General features: G+C 29.6%; 13 protein-coding genes. 8 read left to right on the top strand and 5 right to left on the bottom strand.

Annotated features, from left to right (window positions below; translation table 11 throughout):
* Positions 1 to 4: 4 nt before the first annotated feature.
* Positions 5 to 1,360, top strand: coding sequence for a TldD/PmbA family protein (locus G9F70_RS06450; RefSeq protein WP_164945344.1), 1,356 nt, complete (start codon positions 5 to 7; stop codon positions 1,358 to 1,360).
* 51 nt (positions 1,361 to 1,411) lie between these two features.
* On the opposite strand, the gene G9F70_RS06455 is transcribed toward G9F70_RS06450, so the two are convergent.
* From G9F70_RS06455 to G9F70_RS06465, 3 genes are all read right to left on the bottom strand, one after another.
* The gene (locus G9F70_RS06455) at positions 1,412 to 1,966 is read right to left on the bottom strand and encodes a hemerythrin domain-containing protein (RefSeq protein WP_164945345.1); all 555 of its coding nucleotides are present in this window, start codon (positions 1,964 to 1,966) and stop codon (positions 1,412 to 1,414) included.
* A 247-nt stretch (positions 1,967 to 2,213) separates the two neighbouring features.
* Positions 2,214 to 3,656 (bottom strand): MDR family MFS transporter, encoded by a 1,443-nt coding sequence (locus G9F70_RS06460; protein ID WP_164945346.1) that lies wholly within the window; start codon positions 3,654 to 3,656, stop codon positions 2,214 to 2,216.
* An 82-nt stretch (positions 3,657 to 3,738) separates the two neighbouring features.
* Positions 3,739 to 4,308 carry a TetR/AcrR family transcriptional regulator gene (locus G9F70_RS06465; protein ID WP_164945347.1) on the bottom strand — a complete coding sequence of 190 codons (570 nt, stop codon included), beginning with the start codon at positions 4,306 to 4,308 and terminating at the stop codon, positions 3,739 to 3,741.
* A gap of 672 nt (positions 4,309 to 4,980) precedes the next feature.
* Here G9F70_RS06465 and G9F70_RS06470 point away from each other — a divergent pair.
* Both G9F70_RS06470 and G9F70_RS06475 read left to right on the top strand, forming a co-directional pair.
* Positions 4,981 to 5,709 carry a glycerophosphodiester phosphodiesterase gene (locus G9F70_RS06470; protein ID WP_164945348.1) on the top strand — a complete coding sequence of 243 codons (729 nt, stop codon included), beginning with the start codon at positions 4,981 to 4,983 and terminating at the stop codon, positions 5,707 to 5,709.
* 36 nt (positions 5,710 to 5,745) lie between these two features.
* Positions 5,746 to 6,507, top strand: coding sequence for a YdcF family protein (locus tag G9F70_RS06475; RefSeq protein WP_164945349.1), 762 nt, complete (start codon positions 5,746 to 5,748; stop codon positions 6,505 to 6,507).
* 207 nt (positions 6,508 to 6,714) lie between these two features.
* Here G9F70_RS06475 and G9F70_RS06480 read toward each other — a convergent pair whose 3' ends face one another.
* Positions 6,715 to 7,998, bottom strand: coding sequence for an MATE family efflux transporter (locus G9F70_RS06480; protein WP_164945350.1), 1,284 nt, complete (start codon positions 7,996 to 7,998; stop codon positions 6,715 to 6,717).
* Between the two features lie 82 nt (positions 7,999 to 8,080).
* A complete protein-coding gene (locus G9F70_RS06485) occupies positions 8,081 to 8,905 on the bottom strand; it encodes a MerR family transcriptional regulator (RefSeq protein WP_164945351.1) in 825 nt (274 codons plus the stop codon).
* Positions 8,906 to 9,191: 286 nt separating this feature from the next.
* On the opposite strand from G9F70_RS06485, the gene G9F70_RS06490 reads away from it, so the two are divergent.
* The 5 genes from G9F70_RS06490 (at position 9,192) to G9F70_RS06510 (ending at position 15,029) form a co-directional block, all read left to right on the top strand.
* Positions 9,192 to 9,860, top strand: a complete 669-nt coding sequence (locus G9F70_RS06490; RefSeq protein ID WP_164945352.1) for a response regulator transcription factor — start codon at positions 9,192 to 9,194, stop codon at positions 9,858 to 9,860.
* Positions 9,847 to 10,845 carry a sensor histidine kinase gene (locus G9F70_RS06495; RefSeq protein WP_164945353.1) on the top strand — a complete coding sequence of 333 codons (999 nt, stop codon included), beginning with the start codon at positions 9,847 to 9,849 and terminating at the stop codon, positions 10,843 to 10,845. Before G9F70_RS06490 ends, G9F70_RS06495 begins: the two co-directional genes overlap by 14 nt.
* A gap of 76 nt (positions 10,846 to 10,921) precedes the next feature.
* On the top strand, positions 10,922 to 11,677 hold the full coding sequence (locus G9F70_RS06500) for an ABC transporter ATP-binding protein (RefSeq protein WP_164945354.1): 756 nt from the start codon (positions 10,922 to 10,924) through the stop codon (positions 11,675 to 11,677).
* Positions 11,677 to 13,698: an FtsX-like permease family protein gene (locus G9F70_RS06505; RefSeq protein WP_164945355.1), complete on the top strand. Its 2,022-nt coding sequence runs from the start codon at positions 11,677 to 11,679 to the stop codon at positions 13,696 to 13,698. The genes G9F70_RS06500 and G9F70_RS06505 overlap by 1 nt, the downstream gene beginning before the upstream one ends.
* A gap of 41 nt (positions 13,699 to 13,739) precedes the next feature.
* Entirely contained in the window at positions 13,740 to 15,029 is a 1,290-nt protein-coding gene (locus G9F70_RS06510) for a S41 family peptidase (RefSeq protein ID WP_164945356.1), read from the top strand.
* Positions 15,030 to 15,119 lie beyond the last annotated feature (90 nt).

The raw sequence follows: 15,119 nt of genomic DNA on the forward strand, positions 1-15,119 counted from the left end.
TTATATGACATTAAATGAATTTGTAGAAAAATTATTTAAAAGAGCGAAAGAAGCTTGCTTTAGTGAGTATGAAATATATTATGAATCCGGAGAAAGCTTAGATATAGAAATATTTAAAAAGGAAGTAGATAAATATAGTTTGAATAAAACTATGGGTATAAGCTTTAGAGGTATTTATGAAGAGAAAATGGGATATTCATACACAGAAATTATGGATGATGAAGCAATAGAATTATTAATAGAAAAAGCAAAGTCAAATGCCCAAATTATTGAGAATGAAGAGAAAGAAATTATTTTTAAAGGCAGTAACAAATATGAAGATTTTAATGGATATAATGAGCAGATTAACAGCATATCACCAGAGGATAAGATAAAACTTGCAATTGAACTTGAAGATGAGGCTTACAAATGTAGTGAGTATGTTAAAAATACTGGGGAATGTTCTTTAGGAACAACAGAAAATGAAAGAAGAATAATAAATTCAAAAGGATTGGACATTAGCACTAAAGCTAACGGCATATATGGGTTTATGGAACCAGTTGTTACAAAGGAGGGGAAGACTAATAATTCCTATGCCTATAAATTCACAAACGATATGAGTGAATTTGATATAAAAAAAATTGCAAGAGAAAGTGTAGATGAGTCTTTAGCTTATTTTGATGCAGAATCAGTGAAAACAGGTAAATATAGAGTGATGTTTAAAAATTTAGTATCTGCGAAATTTCTTCAAACTTTTGAAGGAATCTTTAGCGCTGATAATACTCAAAAAGGCTTATCACTATTAAAAGGTAAAGTAGGAGAAACTATTGGTTCTGAGAATTTAACAATAGTTGACAACCCATTTTTAAAAGGGAGTCTATGTTGTACACCCTTTGATGCAGAAGGAGTAGCCACATATTGTAAGGATATAGTGGAAAAAGGGAGGCTAAAAACATTACTTCATAATCTTAAGACTGCTACAGTGGAGGGCGTAGTGAGTACAGGAAATGCTTCAAAAGCATCCTTCACGTCTCTTATAAAGGTTGCGCCTACAACTTTATATATTGAAAAAGGAATAAAATCCTATGAAGATATGATTAAAGCTTTGGACAATGGAATTATAATAACCGAGGTTCAGGGAACTCATTCAGGAGCCAACCCTATATCAGGAGATTTCTCATTAGCAGCTAAAGGATTTTTAGTGGAAAATGGTAAAATAATAAGACCAGTTGAGCAGATAACTATAGCTGGTAACTATTTTGAAGTTATGAAAGATACTCTGGAGGTTGGATGTGACTTTAAACTAGGAATACCAAGGTGGGGATCTTGTTTTGGTAGCCCCTGCGTTTTAATAAGGGAAATTTCAATTGCAGGTCTTTAGATATAAGTAGAAGGCAATTGTGGACAGTTTCCAGCTGTCCACAATTGCCTTCTAATCTAGTTTAGATTCTAATTCACTTAAAATTTTAATATATCTATCTTGCAGGTTGTTTTTTGTAGCCTGAGTTTCTACTGTAAAGCACAGAGTATCTATTTCTTCTAACTGCTTTTTACTTAAACTTTTTTGTGCAAAAGTATAAATGGCGGTATCTTCCTTGTCGATATGTCTATTAAGTAAATCAGTGTAAGCTATAGCATTAGCGATTATATCTACTCTTGAGTCATTATCTCCAGCTTTGAATTTAGCTAAGGCTGCTTCTAGATTGCTCATAAAAAGTCTTCCCAAATCATGTTCAACTAACATGCCCATAATAGGACCATTCGCTATTCTCTCACCTAAAACTTCACTCATCTTTTTAAAAAGAATAACCTCTTCTTTATTATGATGGTGTTTATCAGCAAAATTTCTTACAAAATCAATAACAATATTAAAGTCATTATAATCCACTTCCTCATTGTTAAGTACTTTAATAGAGAATTTTCGAACCACAACTAACATTCTTTTTATAAGTTTATGTTCTTCCATCATTAATTCTATAGCATTCATAATACTTCCTCCTAAAATTAATATTTCATCAATTTAATAACCCTAGTTTTATTTTTATAAGAAAAATATAAGTATCTATACTTTAGTTTAACCAAAACAGTATATTATATAAACATTTGAAAATTGACAATTATTATTAATCAATAATATATCATACAAAATTCTGAAAGTAAATGCTATTGGTTACACAACGTTAAAATAACGCTAAGTAAGGATATATTGTTACAAGTTTAAAAAAAATTCCATTTTAATTTCCTTGATTTTTAACATCACGTCTTAAAAATAAGGACAGTATAAAACCAATTACAATGACTATAACTGCAGCTTTCGTGGAATAACGGAAGCCACTATATAGTGCTTGTACCTTAAATTCAGCAGTGTTTCCGCTACTTATATTATTTAAAAAATCGTTCTGACCTGCCGTCGTAAGACCGACAAATAGCGTGGATCCAATTGCGGCGGCTATCTGAATTGCTGTGTTTGTAATAGCAACTCCATCCGCTTGTTGCTCACTTGATAATTGATTAAGTGCGTTTGTTTGGCTAGGAGATAGGGATAGAGCAACACCAAGACATACAAAAGAATATAATATGGCAATTGTTTTTATAGATGTAGAGACTCCGATATATGATAATAGCCACATAAAAATACATATTATAAATAAGCCAACAGGTATTAGTACTTTGCCTCCAAACCTATCAAAAATTTTGCCTGCTACGGGTGTGACTAAGCAGTCAATTACTGCGGCTGGAAGTAAAACAAGGGCTGCGGTTAAAGAAGAAGTATTTAAACCATTCTGTAATATCAGTGGTAGTAGCATATTCATGGAGAACTGTATCATCTGTGCAATTATAAGAAGTGTTATACACAGTGTGAATACGGGTTGCTTAAAAACACGTAGTTCTAACATTGGTTGTTTTAAGGATAATTGACGTTTAGTAAAGAAAATTAATGCTATTATTCCAAAAGCAAAGGATATAATAATAGTTAAATTGTTACCATTTGAATCATTTATAGAACTTATACCATAGATGGTTCCAGCAAAGCCTATAGTTGATAGCAAAATAGACAAGTAATCAATTTTAGGCTTTGTTATTACCGAAACATTCTCTAAAAACATTGCGCCAGTAATTATTGATATAAGAGATAAGGGAATCAACATTATAAATAAGAATTGCCAATTTAAAAAGTGTAATATTGTACCAGAAACTATTGGACCTAATGCTGGACCAACTAAAATTGCGCAGACACATAAACCCATTGCTGAACCACGTTTCTCAGGAGGATTTATTACTAAAGCGGTATTCATCATTATAGGTATTAGCATTCCTGTTCCTGTGGCTTGTATCATTCTTGAAATAAGCAGGGCAGGGAAAGAAGTAGAGAAGACAGCCAATATTGTTCCTACTAAGAATAATATCATTGCACTTAAAAATAGCGGCTTTGTATTGAAGCTATGAATAAGAAAAGCTGTGATTGGTATAAGAATACCAACTACTAGCACATAACCAGTAGCAAGCCATTGTATTGTGGTAGCAGTTACATGCATTTCCGCCATAAGCGAAGGGAATGCTACATTTAATAGGGTCTCATTAAATAGGGATAAAAAGCCTCCAAATAGCAGCACAGCCATCATAGCTTTTACATTATATTTCTTATCTTCTTCAAAATTATTTTTTTTAAATTCCATAAATTATATTCTCCTTTTTACAATTAGACCAGTCTACATATTTTAAAAAATACTTCCTACATAAAATATGTACTATAAGAATTTAATTGTTTAATAATAGTTCTATTTGCTTACTTACCACTAAAAGTGCTGAAACATCCCGTTTGGTTACAGATACAGTAATTGCACCTTCAATCATTAAATTGATAACCATACCTAACTCTTCAGCTTTTTCTTTATTAAACCCACTTTCAATTAACTTTTCTGTGTATATAGTTTCCATAACTATAATAGCTTTTTTACACGCCTCCCTTAGTTGATCACTTAAGAGATGTGTTTCTAAAGATAGCAAGCTAATGGAAATATCCTGAAGTCCATCTTCACTATTCAATTCTTCTATTATGGTTTTTATATTGTATTGCATAGCCTTGACTGGGTTTAAATATTTTCCTAATGCAGCTCTTATACTTTTTGCTATAGCTTCACTTGCTAGTGTTATAGCTTCTACAGCCAGTTCTTCTTTGCCATTTGGGAAATAGTAATATAGGGAACCTTTAGGTGAACCACTTTCCTTTAAAATTTCATTTAAGCCGGTGGCATTATAACCTTTAAGCTGAAAAAGCCTAGAGGCGGTGGTAAGTATTTTTTCTCTTGAATCAGTTTTATTATTCATTTACTTTCACCTTCTATCTTAAATTATAGTAACTGGTCTATATATAGTATATTATTACTCATCTATTGTCAATAAAAATCAATTGATAATAGATTTAAATAAGGTATTGTAACGCAGTACTAGTATTTCAATAGCTCTAAAGTTTAGTTTTACAATGATAAATTTTAAAAATAAAAGTATTTCGATTGTCGAAGAAATATAGTGAATTTTCAAATAAAACATGATATTGGAGTATCTTTAGCTCTAGCATTGAAAGATTTTAAAGCTGTAAAATATATTTCCATAGGGTGATTTTTCGGTCCATTCATAAGGGTGTCCTTATCCTTATTAGCGCTGCAATATATATATCTACAGGAGTAGCGTCCACAATTTCTTCGCTTTCCCGTATTTTAATTATACCTATTTCTATAATTGTATTTAAAGAAAAAGTGGAAATTTCCCTGTGTACCTTGCAAACGAGCTTGAAACAGGAAATTTGATTTAGAAATTCTAATGCTTTGCTTATATAAAATTTAATTGAATAATTTAACAATAAATAAAACAAAATAAGGAATATTGATGATATAATTGACTAATAGTTTATTAACAATAAAATATCACTTTAGGTAAAGGTTGAGTGCTTACAAGTAAACTTATAGAAAAAAAAGAATATTTGGAAAAGGAGTTGGTATTATGACTATTAATTACGCACATAGAGGTGCAAGTGCATATTACCCGGAAAATACAATGCTTTCCTTTGAAAAGGCTTTAGAAATGGGTGCTACAGGAATAGAAACAGATGTGCAGTTAACAAAGGATGGTGTGTTAGTACTTATTCATGACGAGATGGTTAATAGGACAACTAATGGAGAGGGATTTGTAAAAGACTATACTTATAAGGAACTAAATAAGTTAGATGCTGGTTCTTGGATGGACGAGAAGTTTGCAGGAATTAAAATTCCTACAGTTGAGGAGTTAATTTACCTAACTTTGGATAAAGATATTATTATTAATTTTGAAATCAAAAATGGAATAGTAATATATGAAGATATTGAACAAAAACTTATTGATCTGATTTATAAGCATAAAATAAATCGTAAAGTTATTTTATCTAGTTTTAATCACTATTCTATAGCTAAGTGTAATAAAATATCTAAGGGAATTAATACAGGTGTATTATATATGGAAGGGATTTATAAGCCATATAATTATGCAAGTACTGTTGGGGCAAATGCTATTCATCCATATTTTCCTGCCATAAATGAGGAAGTAATAAAACAAACTCAAAAGCACAGGACTCAGATAAATGTGTTTACTGTGGATGATGAAGAGAAAATGAAATTTTTTTTAAATATGAAGGTTGATGGTATTATAACTAATTGTCCTGATAAGCTCCATAAAATAATGATATTATATAAATAAAATTGATATCTAAAACAGGAGAGGCTAGGGGGAATTATGAAAAATAAAAGTAATATATATTTAGCTTTAGGTATATTATGTGAAGTTTACTTTATAGGAACAATAATATTTGGAGGAATAGTAACTTTTGCTGAGTTTTATCTGGGTCTTGGAGTATTATTAATAACACTAGGGTTAATTAAACGGAAAAGTAAAAGTGAATATATTTTAATAAAACCTGGTAAGACTCGAACAGCAATAAAAATATGCTTTTTTATAGGACTAGCTTCCTTTGTAGTTATTGAAGCATGTATAATTCAATCAGCCATATCAAAGCATAAAGATAAAAGTGATTACCTAGTGATTCTAGGAGCGGGAGTTAGAGGAGAAGTTCCGTCAACGGCACTTTATCAAAGGCTTTACGCTAGTCTAGAGTATATTAAAATCAACCCTAAAGTTAAGATAGTAGTTTCAGGGGGGAAGGGCTCTGGGGAGAGTATCACTGAAGCAGAAGCTATGAAAAGATTTTTAATAAAACATGGAGTAGCACGGGGGCAGATAATAAAGGAAGAAAAGTCAACCAGCACTTTAGAAAATATGAAATTCACAACAGAAGTTTTAGAAGCATTAGAGGGAAGTGAAAATATAGAAGTAACTATTGTAACAAATAATTTTCATATGTTTAGAGCTAAATTCTTAGCACAAAGGCAGGGATTGAAGGTGTATGGATATCCTGCAGCACTTCATCCGATGCTAGTGCCTACATGCTTTGCTAGGGAGTATTTAGCAGTAATAAATTCCTTTGTATTTGATAGATAATCACATTGCAATGCCATTTAAACTAAGAAAATTTTCTTATATTATACTATAACGAAAAGTATATATTGCTGAAAATGCGTTACTTCGCCGTGGTAATTATAAACTACTACGGCTTATTTAAATGCATTCTACGCAATATATACTTTTTTTAAATTAGCACAGCTATATAAGCTATAAAATGTATATTATGGAGTGGACAAATTTAAATCAAACAGGTTTTCTTCTAATAAAAAATATCTGTACTACTAAAAACACTAATAATTCCCCACCTAAATTACTAAGCCATATGCCCTTATTTCCTATAATTCTAGGCAATATGAATAAAGAAATTTGTGTGGCCATAAAGCCTCTAAATAAGCATATAACAGTTGAAACCTTGCTCATTTTGATACATTGAAAATAAGATGATTTAATTATATTAATAGCAGTAAAGAAAGTTCCTAAACTAAACAATATAAATGCACTATATGTTATGGATATTAATTCATTGTTAGAAGTGAAAAAGGATATTATGTATTTCCCAAATAAGAAAACAATAAAAAAGTTAACAAATGCTGCTATAAGCGCACTATTTAAAGCTAGTGAATAGTAATATTTAACTTTCTTCTTATCTTTAGCTGCGTAGTGAAAACTTAATAGAGGTTGCATACCTTGGGCTATACCCAAAATAATCATAGTTACAACTGTTATAGTATAGTTAATTATACTATAGGTAGCAGCTCCACCTCCACCAATTCTCTTTAAAATCACTATATTAAATGACATAGTTACTACCGCTATAGTACATTCTGTTAGGAATGAAGGAAATCCTATTATTGTTATATCTTTAATTGCTTGAAGGGATAGTTTGCATCTTTTAAACCTAAGAACTCCTTTTCCTCTTAAAAAATAAATAATTGCTATCATCATACTTACAAGTTCACCTAAACCTGTAGCTATAGCAGCGCCTATAATACCCCATTTAAATATAAAGATAAATATATAATCTAGCAATATGTTAGTTAGAGAGCCTGCTATCATTGCACACATAGCAAGTTTTGGCGCGCCATCATTTCTTAAAAAACAGTTTAGTCCCTGGCTTAAAACTAAAGGTATGGAAAACAAGAAACAAAACCTTATATAATTATACACATCATCTATTAAATAATCTGGTGAACCTAAGGCATAAGCTATAGGTTTTGAGAAAAACACACCTACTATAAATAATGATATTGCCGCCATAATTAAAAGCAAAATAGATTCATTGAATTTATTTATAGCCTCCTGTTTTTTACCATACCCTAAGTTCATTGCAACCAGAGTCGATCCACCAACAGAAATTATGAGCGTTAATGCTGTAGCTATTAGGGTTGGTGGGAATGCTATATTTACGGCCGCTAATGCATTACTCCCAACACCTCTGCCTACAAATATTCCATCTACAATAATATATAATGATGCAACTAACATTCCGGTTACAGCTGGTATTACATAATTAAAAAATTTTCTCATAAGAATTATCTCCTCTCTACAAAGAAGAATTATATACTCTACAACGACTATAGAGTCAAGAAAAAAATTCTAGTATATATATCTAAATATTTTTAGTTACTTTTATAAATACCTCCATAAAAGCTTTCTCTTTGTGATCACAAAGCTCTGAGGCTATATAACTTTCATATAATTGTCCTTCAACACATAAATTTTTGTCTTTAATAAATTTTAAAAGTTGTTTTGCATATTTTTCGTAGTTATTATAATAGTCAATATAAAATATAGATACATATAACCCTTCTTGAAGCTGGCAAAATTTAATGATAGCATCTTCTTCTATATTGTTATCAGTAACATTAAAACAAATATTATATTTTAATTCTCCACTTTTTTTAAAGAGTTCATAGTTTATTTCATATAGCAGTTCAAGAGTCAAAAAATCATTTAGAGTAGGGAAATTATTTAGGACCTTTCTAAAGTTCATTTCGGCTTCTTCTAAATATTTATTTCCCATAGTTACCTTTGCAATCTTCTTTTGGGGCTTTTTATTTAAAAATGGTATGCCTAAAGGGTTAGTAAGCATAGATTTTATGTATTTGTTTTTATTTCTAATTGAGTTCTTTTGCTTTTGTAATTCCTTGATTTGTCTATCAATTTCATCTTCTTGATTTTCCAAAAGTCCAAGCACTTCTTTTATACTAACTTTGTTTAACATGAGTTTTTTTATTTCTAAAAGGGATAATCCTAATTTTTTATAAAATATTATAAAGTCTAACTTATAAAATTGTTCTAGGGAATAATATCTATATCCATTGTCTTTCACTAAGATTGGCTTTAATAGTTCTAATTTATCATAATGCCTTAATGTTTGAACTGATAAATTAGATAGTTTTGAAATTTCTCCAATTGAAAAATATTTTTCCATAATAAATTCCTTTTCTATCCTAAAGTATAATATACGTAGTTATTCTTTTTTAATTATATCAATAAGGCTACAATTAATGCAACTAGATTACTAGTTATGAAGCGAAAAGTATTACTTACTATAAATAAATTACATAAATGAATTTTTTTGAAGCTACATTAATATTGCATCTTCGCAGATGATGATTTAACTAGAGCTCGTAGTATATCCTTACTGCTAAATATATCCCTATACCTTAGAGAAATGGTATAATTAGCATTATAAATATAAAATTAGGAGATTTACTATGAATAAAATTTTAATAATAGAAGATGATTTAAAGTTAAAAAAGTATATGCAAGAATATTTAAATGGGTATGGTTATGACACTATGCTCTTAAATGGTTTCGAAAATGTATTGGAAGATGTGCAATATATAGATCCTAATCTTATAATATTAGATATTAATCTTCCAACCTTTGATGGTTTTTATTTTTTAAAGATCATTAGGAATAAATCTCAGGTTCCAGTAATTATTGTTTCAGCTAGAAGTGAAGAGGGGGAACAAATTAGAGGAATGGAGCTAGGGGCAGATGATTATATAACAAAGCCTTTTAGTATGGGCATATTACTGGCAAAGGTAAATGCTGTGCTGCGAAGAACAAATAATGTGGCTGATACTGAAGATTTTAATGCTGGAGGATTAACTTTGCTTCATGATAGTATGAGGTTAAAGTTTGAAGAAAAGATAGTAGATCTTAGTAAAAATGAATACAAGCTACTAAAGTTATTTATGAGTAATGATGGGAAGGTTATAACTAGAGAGGAATTACTAGAAACATTATGGGATGACACGGCTTTTATTGATGATAATACCTTAACGGTGAATATAACTAGGGTTAAAAAGAAACTTAAAGATTTGAAAGCTGAAAATTCAATTGTTACAAAACGAGGAGTGGGATATGTGTTTAACTAAATTAATATTAATGGTTTTGAAAAAAGAAAAAACGGCCATAATAATATATTTACTAAATATGGTAGTTTTGGTGAGCTTTTATTATTTGATATTTAATAGTAGGGAAATCGTATATCCTGTAACTGTAAGTCTGTTTTTCTTAATGATTTACATTATTTGTAAAATCGTTGAGTATAACAATTTCTATATAAGGCTTGGTGAAGCTAAAAAAAGCCCGAATTACAAGGAGAAATTTGATAATAATGTGGAAGTTTTTGAAGCTATAAGTGGAATACATGATATCTATATAAACAAGTTTTATAAAATGCAAAATAGGATAAAGGAAAGAGATACCCTTATGGCTCAATGGGTGCACAATATGAAAACATCTATAACAGTTATAGATTTGGCTTGTGAGAAAGGATTAAAAGACTTAGAGGATAGTAATTTTATTGATGACATATTAGAAGAGAATAAGAAATTGCAGGACAATTTAGAAGAAACTCTTAATTTGTTTAGATTAGATGAATTTGCAAAAGATTATATTCCTGAGAAAGTTAACCTGCGGGAGTTAGTAGCTAGTGCTGTTAATAATAAAAAAAGAGAATTTATATATAGTAAGGTATTCCCAAAGGTTATTATAGATGAAGATTATTATGTATACACAGATAAAAAATGGTCAAAGTATATGTTAGAGCAGATAATAGCTAATGCTATAAAGTATTCAGAAAAAGAAAATAGTTATGTTAGCTTTAGTGTAGTGGAAGAATATAATTACATAACATTATGTGTAGAAGACAAAGGTATAGGTATAAGGAAGGAAGATATATCGCGAGTATTTCAGGCTTTTTTTACTGGTACTAATGGTAGAAATAATAAAAAATCATCAGGAATTGGGCTATATATGGTTAAGTTGGTTTCAGATGAACTAGGGCATAAAATTCATATAAACTCTAAGGTAGGTGAAGGAACTATAGTAGAAATTAGCTACCTTTCAAAATTGTAAGGTTAAGTAATGTTTTTCAATTAGAGAATTGTGACATTAGATTTATACTTAAATTACAATAAAGGAGTGGATTTATATGGAAATATTACAAATTAAAAAGCTTACTAAAGTTTATAATGCTTTCAAAGATGCAAAGGAGGTTATAGCACTTAATGAGGTAAGTTTTAATGTGGACAAGGGTGAGTTTATAGGGATAATGGGACCTAGTGGAAGTGGAAAAACTACACTATTAAATATATTATCGGGTATAGATAAAGCTACCTCAGGAGAAGTTCACATTAATGGACAAGATATTATTAAAATGAAAAAGGATGAGCTAGCTTTATTTAGAAGAAGGAAGGTTGGCTTTATATTTCAAGATTTTAATCTTTTAGATACTTTAAATGTTAAAGAGAATATATCCTTTCCACTAATAATAGATAAAGTAAATCCAAGAGAAATAGACCGAAAAGCTAAAGATATTATGAAGTACTTAGGGATAGAAGAGATACAGAAAAAGTACCCTTATAATATATCAGGTGGAGAAAAACAAAGAACAGCAGCTGCTAGAGCACTCATATGTGAACCTTCAGTTATATTTGCGGATGAACCAACAGGTAATTTGGATTCAAAGTCTTCCAAAAGTATAATGACAACTTTTAAAAATATGAATGAGGAAAAAAGCGCTACAGTAATTATGGTAACCCATGATGCCTTTGCAGCATCTTTCTGTAAAAGAATAATTTTCATAAAGGATGGGGCTATAAGATTAGAAATAGTATCAGATGGTAATAGAAACAAATTCTTTGATAAAATACTAGAAGCACAAAGTGTTATAGGAGGGGAGAAATAATGACTTTTTCTTCTATAATCATAAAGAACATTAAGTTTAATTTTAAAAAATATATAGCGTACTTTGTAGCTAATAGCTTTATCATTGCTGTTTTATTGATGTATGGTAGTCTAGTGTTTAGTAAGGAATTTATAGAAGGTTCTAAGGCGAATGGTTTAACGGATAACGTAATGTCTACGCTGGTGCTCATGATTGCATTTTCAATTGTCTTTATTTCCTATACAACTATATCCTTTATAAGATATAGGGGAAAAGAATTTGGAGTATATTTGACTTTAGGGGTTACTACTAAGGATTTAAGGAAGATATTATTTATTGAAAATATTCTAATACTGTTTGCGTCGCTGGTAACCGGTATGATAGTTGGAACCTTGTTTTCTAGGCTATTTTATATGATAATAGGTAAAATACTTTGGATTGACAATTTTAGACCTAGCCTAAATATAAAGACCTACTGTATGTGTTTAGCTATAGCGATAATTATTTTCTTGATAAATTCAATATTTCAACTGATATTTGTAGGAAGGCTATCAATAATAGAACTTATAAAATCTTCTTCTAAAGCAGAGATAGGTAAGGGTAATTATATAATTGGAACAGTAGCTTTGATAGCATTAATAACGGTGTTGTATCTTTTTCCTAAAGTAATGAGACATGAAATATTTAGAACAAGTGGAACTGCACAAATCATAATGATAATTATGATAACAACGATAATAGCACCTTATTTTATAATAGGATCATTAGTATCTATGGTAAATATAGTGCTTATGAATTTTAAAAAGACATACAATAATAATCTTTTAGTATTATCTAGTGTGCAGCATAAATTTATATCTTATAAAAGAGTTATTTATTTAGTTTTGATATTGGCATCAGCAGCTATTACTTTAATAAGTATGTCTTATAGTGTGTATGCCACAATAGAAGAAAATATAAATAATAGGCATCCTTATGATATTAGCTTTATCCAAAATATTAAACTTAACAAAATATCAGACCAGGAGCTTAAAAAAATAGCAAAATCTAGTGGTGGAGAAATAAAGCAGCATAAACTTTTAGAAAACATAGATCTTATGGATTGCAGATTTTATGAAGGTAAGGTTACGGTGGGTGGAAATATTGCTGTCATAAGCCAGAAAAATTACAATAATCATATGGGGACAAATGTGGTTGTAAATAAGGGGGAACTAGTACAGGTACTTAGCTCTCCTACAGATAGTGAATATAAAGATAGTGACGTAATTATTAATTTCAATGATTTGTCTAAACAAAAAGAACAAATTGCTAAGTTTGATAAAGATAAGAATAGAAGTAAAGAGGATTTTTTAGCTACTATGGATAAGGATAGCTATATATATGTTGAAAAAAATAAAAAAGGATACACAGAAGGCAAATTTACTAACGATTATTACTCATTAGGTTATTCAAGGGGAACGGCTCTTATAATTAATGATGAAGACTATAAAAGAATAAAAGCAAAGTTAGGACAGCAGGTTGTTTCTTATGACCATTTAATTAAATTAAAAGACCCTAAGGATTATAAAAGTTTTAATAGTATCTCAAATGAATTAAAGATATTAAATCATGGAGATGAATCTTTAAAACCAGAATTTAAACAGCAAATGTTAGAAGAAAATATAAGGGAAAGTGGCTTTGTGCTTTTCTCAAGTTTATTTTTAGGAATGATGTTTTTAATAGCCAGTGGAGTGGTATTGTATTTTAAGGTGTTAACCGGTGTTGCTGAAGAAAAGGAAAGAGTGAAAAAAATGGTTCAATTAGGCATGACAGACAGTGAGGTATCAAAGGTTTTAACAAAGGAACTGGCAATAATCTTTTTTACACCAGTAGTTTTAGCTGTTAGTTTAATAACATATTTTTTATCAATAGCATTTGGAGTAGTAGCAAATGGTGAGTATATGTTTAATAAATCGCTTTGCGTGTTTGTAGCTTATATAGTTTTACAAATGGTAGCCTTCTTTATTACAAGGGGGAGGTATATTAGGGAAGTAGTTGGATAGCACAAATGTAAGTATATTAAATTTTTTAGGGGGTAAAAATTATGAACAGAAAATCAGTAAAGTTTAAAGGAGTATGTTTAACATTATTTTTAAGTGTTTTATTTCAAAATATCTTTATTGGGAGTTTTTTTAATAACAATGTATATGCAATGAATAATAGCGAAAGAAATAAAATGTGGATTGAGGATATAGATCATTTGAAAAACGAACTTCCTAAAAAGCACATAAACTTATTTGCAAAAATGAAAAAAGAACAGTTTTATAAAGAAGTAGAAGATTTGAAAAATTCAATACCTAATATGAATGATGATGAAATTAAAATTAGCTTATATAAAATTGTTGCTAAAGTAGGAGATTCGCATACAAGTGTTTATGAAAAGACAAAAACATTCTACCCAATAATGACACAATATTTTAACGAGGGGTTATATATAACTGATACAATTTTAAAATATGAGAAGACACTTTATTGTAAGATTGTGAAGATAAATAATGAGGATATTAAAGCGGTATGCACGGAGATTTCTTCTGTTATACCTCATGAAAATAGTGCACAGATTAAGAAAAAAATACCTACAATAATTATGAATCCAGACCTTATGAATGGACTGCATATTACGTCAAATAAAGAAAAACTTGAATTAACATTAGAGAAAAAAGATGGTGAACAGTTTAATATTATTATTGAAGCGATGGATAGAAAGGAAAAGATAGAGCTTGTGAAAAAAGGAGACTCTAAGGAGTTGCCCCTTTATTTAAGAAATCCAAGGGAAAATTATTGGTTTGAGTATTTAAAGGATTCTAATACAATGTATGTACAGTATAATTCTTGTAGGGATATGAAGAATAAACCTTATGAAGAATTTGCAGATGAAGTAATTAAAATCACTGATGATAATAAGGCAGATAAGCTTATTATTGATTTGAGAAACAATGGAGGTGGAAGTGAAAAAATTATAAGACCATTAATTAATAAAATTAAAGAAAATAAAAATATTAATAAAAAGTACAAGTTATTTGTTATAGTAGGTCGTAATACTTTTTCAGCAGCTATATGCAGTTCCGCAGAATTAAAAGAAACTAATGCAATTTTTGTTGGTGAACCTACCTCAGGAAAATTAGATCATTTTGGAGAAGTCCAGGACTTTATATTACCTAATTCAAAAATATCTGTTCAATATTCAACAAAATATATTGAACTTTCTAAGTTTTTTAAAAACGTACCTAAAGGTGTAGATTCCTTGGTACCAAATATTATAGTTGAAAATTCTATTGAAGATCATATTAATAATAGAGATTTTGTTTTAGATATTGTTTTAAGAATTAAATAGAAAACAAGAACTTCCAGTTTTTGTTACGACCTAAAGGGACGTAGCAGAAACTGGAAGTTTCTGTTTGTTAGTTACAGTTCAAAATTGTAA

The organism is Clostridium sp. FP1 (assembly GCF_011065975.2).
Taxonomy (GTDB): Bacteria; Bacillota; Clostridia; order Clostridiales; family Clostridiaceae; genus Clostridium_AD; species Clostridium_AD tagluense.